Source organism: Sphingomonas sp. CCH9-E2 (assembly GCF_001557215.1).
In the GTDB taxonomy this organism is placed as follows: Bacteria; Pseudomonadota; Alphaproteobacteria; order Sphingomonadales; family Sphingomonadaceae; genus Sphingomonas.
In genome coordinates this window covers 1-3,880 of sequence record NZ_LSJM01000342.1, presented here as the reverse complement: position 1 = coordinate 3,880, position 3,880 = coordinate 1, and the positions used below count along the sequence as shown (strand labels likewise).

At 67.4% G+C, this 3,880-nt stretch carries 4 protein-coding genes; 2 read left to right on the top strand and 2 right to left on the bottom strand.

Annotation, left to right across the window (positions count from 1 at the left end):
- Positions 1–694: sulfite exporter TauE/SafE family protein (locus tag AX681_RS16115; RefSeq protein ID WP_066682488.1), on the top strand; the 694-nt coding region annotated here is incomplete at its 5' end.
- A gap of 39 nt (positions 695–733) precedes the next feature.
- Here AX681_RS16115 and AX681_RS16110 read toward each other — a convergent pair.
- Positions 734–2,008: a citrate synthase gene (locus AX681_RS16110; protein WP_066663480.1), complete on the bottom strand. Its 1,275-nt coding sequence runs from the start codon at positions 2,006–2,008 to the stop codon at positions 734–736.
- A gap of 29 nt (positions 2,009–2,037) precedes the next feature.
- Positions 2,038–3,465, bottom strand: coding sequence for a glutamate--tRNA ligase (gene gltX, locus AX681_RS16105; protein ID WP_066682486.1), 1,428 nt, complete (start codon positions 3,463–3,465; stop codon positions 2,038–2,040).
- A gap of 145 nt (positions 3,466–3,610) precedes the next feature.
- Here gltX and AX681_RS16100 point away from each other — a divergent pair.
- Positions 3,611–3,880: hypothetical protein (locus tag AX681_RS16100; RefSeq protein WP_156456117.1), on the top strand; the 270-nt coding region annotated here is incomplete at its 3' end.

Sequence of the window (3,880 nt, the reverse complement as noted above, 5' to 3'; positions counted from 1 at the left end):
CCTTGCGGTGCCGTTGCTGGTCCATGTCGTCGGCGTCGGGTCGGCGCATGCCGCGATCGGGACGGCAGCGGTGGCGGTGGCGGCCAATGCGCTGGCGGGACTGGTCGGCCATGCCCGCGCCGGGACGGTCAAGTGGCGCTGTGGCGCGCTGTTCGCAGTGGCGGGCGTCGCGGGTGCTGCGGCGGGTGCGGAGCTGGGCAAGGCGATGGATGGGCAGCGGCTGTTGCTGTTGTTCGGGCTGTTGATGATCGCCATCGGCCTGTCGATGTTCCGCAAGCGGCGCGGGGTGGAGCAGCCCGATGTCCGGCTGAGCCGTGCCACCGCGCGGCATCTGGTGCCGCGACTGGTACCCGCCGGCTTGGCGGTCGGCCTTGCCTCGGGCTTTTTCGGGATCGGCGGCGGGTTCCTGATCGTCCCCGCGCTGATCGCGGCGACGCGGATGCCGTTGAGCTATGCGGCGGGCACGTCGCTGGTCGTGGTCAGCGCGCTCGGCGCGACGACCGCGGGATCCTATGCGCTGTCGGGCTATGTCGACTGGCGGATCGCGGGACTTATGCTGTTGGGCGGTATCGGCGGCGCGGTGGCGGGCATCGCGATCGGCAAGCGGATGGCGGCACGCAAGGGGCTGCTGGAGAAGCTGTTCGCGATCGTGGTGATCGCGGTTGGCGGCTACATCATCGCCACCAGCATGTGAAAACCCCTCCCCGGCGAACCGGAGAGGGGTTTGATCGCATCAGCGCTGGCTGACCGGCACGTAGTCGCGCTGGGTCGGGCCGGTGTAGAGCTGGCGCGGGCGGCCGATCTTCTGGTCCGGATCGCTGATCATTTCGTTCCACTGCGCGACCCAGCCGACGGTGCGGGCGAGGGCGAAGAGGACGGTGAACATCGTGGTCGGGAAGCCGATCGCCGACAGGATCACGCCCGAATAGAAATCGACGTTCGGATACAGCTTCTTCTCGATGAAATAATCGTCGCTGAGCGCGATCCGCTCCAGCTCGCGCGCGGTGTCGAGCACCGGATCGCTGATGCCGAGCTTGTCCAGCACTTCGGTCGCGGCCTTGGACAGCACCTTCGCGCGCGGATCGAAATTCTTGTATACGCGGTGGCCAAAGCCCATCAGGCGGAACGGATCGTCCTTGTTCTTGGCGCGGGCGATATATTCGGGGATTCGCTCGGGACGGCCGATCTCGCGCAGCATGTTGAGCGCGGCTTCGTTCGCGCCGCCATGCGCCGGGCCCCAGAGGCAGGCGATGCCAGCCGCGATGCATGCGAACGGATTGGCGCCCGACGAGCCGGCGAGGCGCACGGTCGAGGTCGAGGCGTTCTGTTCGTGATCGGCATGGAGGATGAAGATCTTGTCCATCGCCGCTTCGATCACCGGATCGACGACATAGTCCTCGGCCGGGACGCCGAAGGTCATGCGCAGGAAGTTGCCGGTGTAGGACAGCGAGTTGTCAGGGTAGAGGAACGGCTGGCCCACGCTGTACTTGTACGCCATCGCCGCGATCGTCGGCATCTTGGCGATCAGGCGGTGCGACGCCACCATGCGCTGGTGCGGATCGCTGATGTCGGTCGAGTCGTGGTAGAAGGCCGAAAGCGCGCCGACCACGCCGCACATGATCGCCATCGGGTGTGCGTCGCGGCGGAAACCGCGGTAGAAGGTCGCGAGCTGTTCGTGCAGCATCGTGTGGCGGCTGATCGTGTGGGTGAACTTGCCCAGCTCGTCGCCGCTCGGCAGTTCGCCGTTCAGCAGCAGATAGGCGACCTCCATGAAGCTCGACTGTTCGGCAAGCTGGTCGATCGGATAGCCGCGATGCAGCAGGATGCCCTGGTCGCCGTCGATATAGGTGAGGCCGCTCTCGCACGATGCGGTCGAGGTGAAGCCCGGGTCGTAGGTGAACATGCCCGTCTGGGCATAGAATTTGCGGATGTCGACGACCTCGGGGCCGACGCTACCCTGTCGCACGGGATATGCCTTGTCGCCCAGATTGAGGGTGGAGTCGGTCATCGTCACTTCCTTTCCTTCAGCCGTCCGTGTCATGCGCCCGGGGAGGCCGTCATCTGATCTGCAATGCGGCCGAGGCTTTCGTCGCGCCCCAGCAGGAAGAGCACGTCGTAAATCCCCGGTGAGGTGCGCTTGCCGGTGAGCGCCGCGCGCAATGGCTGTGCCACCGCCCCCAGCTTGACCCCCGCCGACTCCGCGACCTCACGTACCGCAGCTTCGAGTGCTTCCGTATTCCAGTCCGCCACCGCGTCAAGCGCGCTGTGCAGTTGCGAAATAAGTTCGCGTGCCGGGCCTTCAAGCAGCGGCACGGCATCCGCGTCGATTTGCAGCGGGCGGCTGGCGAACAGGAAGGCCGCGCCATTGGCGATTTCGATCAGGCTGGCGGCGCGCGGCTTGAGCGCATGCATGCTGCGCTGCAGAAGATCGCGCTGCTCCGCCGTCGGTTCGAACGGCAGGAATTTGGCGGCCAGATCGGCGAGGCGGGCATCGTCGGCGGCGCGGATATAATGGCCATTGAGGCTGTCGAGTTTCTTGAGGTCGAAGCGCGATGGACTCTTGCCGACGCCGTCGAGCGTGAACCATTCGATTGCCTGCGCCCGGTCGATGATCTCCGCATCGCCATGGCCCCAGCCGAGGCGGAGGAGATGGTTGAACAGCGCCTCCGGCAGCACGCCGAGTTCGTCGCGGTAGGAGTCGACGCCGAGCGCGCCGTGCCGCTTCGACAGCTTTGCCCCGTCCGCGCCGTGGATCAGCGGGATATGGGCATAGGTCGGCTCGGCCCAGCCCATCGCACGGATGATGGTCAGCTGACGGAAGGCGTTGTTGAGGTGATCGTCGCCGCGGATGACGTGCGTGACGCCCATGTCGTGATCGTCGACCACCACCGCGAGCATATAGGTCGGCGTGCCGTCCGACCGCAGCAGGACCATGTCGTCCAGCTCGGCATTCTGCACCGTCACCTCGCCCTGGACGAGGTCGCGGATCGTCGTCGCGCCCTCGCGCTCCGCCCGGATGCGGACGACATAGGGCTGATCGAGCGGGCCGTCGGTGCGGTCGCGCCACGGGCTGCGGATGCGATAGGGCTGTTTCGCCGCCTGCGCTGCCTCACGCTGCGCCGCGATCTCCTCCTGCGTCATCCAGCAGCGATAGGCGTGGCCGCTTTCGAGCATCGCGTGCGCGACCTGCGCATGGCGATCGGCGCGGGCGAACTGATAGACTTCCTCGCCATCCCAATCGAGGCCGAGCCAGCGCATCCCGTCGAGGATCGCGGCGATGGCGGGCTCGGTCGAGCGGGCGCGATCGGTATCCTCGATGCGCAACAGGAACTTGCCGCCGTGATGGCGGGCGAACAGCCAGTTGAACAGCGCGGTGCGCGCGCCGCCGATGTGCAGAAAGCCGGTGGGCGAGGGCGCGAAGCGCGTAACGATGGTGGCGCCCGAAGGCTCAACTACTGCGCTCAACCGCGCGATCTCCAGCTTGCAAAGGGTGGCCGGGATGGCCGGCTGCGCCCCTAGCACGCGGTTTCGCAGGCTTCAAACCGCAGTGATACGTAGGGTATTGGAGTGGCTTGCGTAGGGACTAGGGCTGGCCCAAGCTGTCGCCCCGATGGGGACCGACGCCGCGCGCGCATGGGGGCCGACGCGGTTCCCGACCCCGGCATGGCCGGGCGGCGTCGCCGCGCGGGTCGAGCGCTGGCTGGAGGTCGAGCGCGGGCAGCTGTTCCTGTGGGTGCCGGTGATGATCGGGGCGGGGATCGCCGCGTGGTTCGCGTTGCCCGATGCGGCGCGCTGGGGCGCGGTGATCCTGGGCGGCTTGGCGCTGGCGGCGGCGGTGCTGGCGGTGGGGCGCAACGGGCGGGCGGCGCCGGCGCTGACT

Bases quoted from the DNA above. Each gene is read 5' to 3' on its own strand.
- AX681_RS16110 (WP_066663480.1), bottom strand. From the start codon at position 2,008: ATGACCGACTCCACCCTCAATCTGGGCGACAAGGCATATCCCGTGCGA.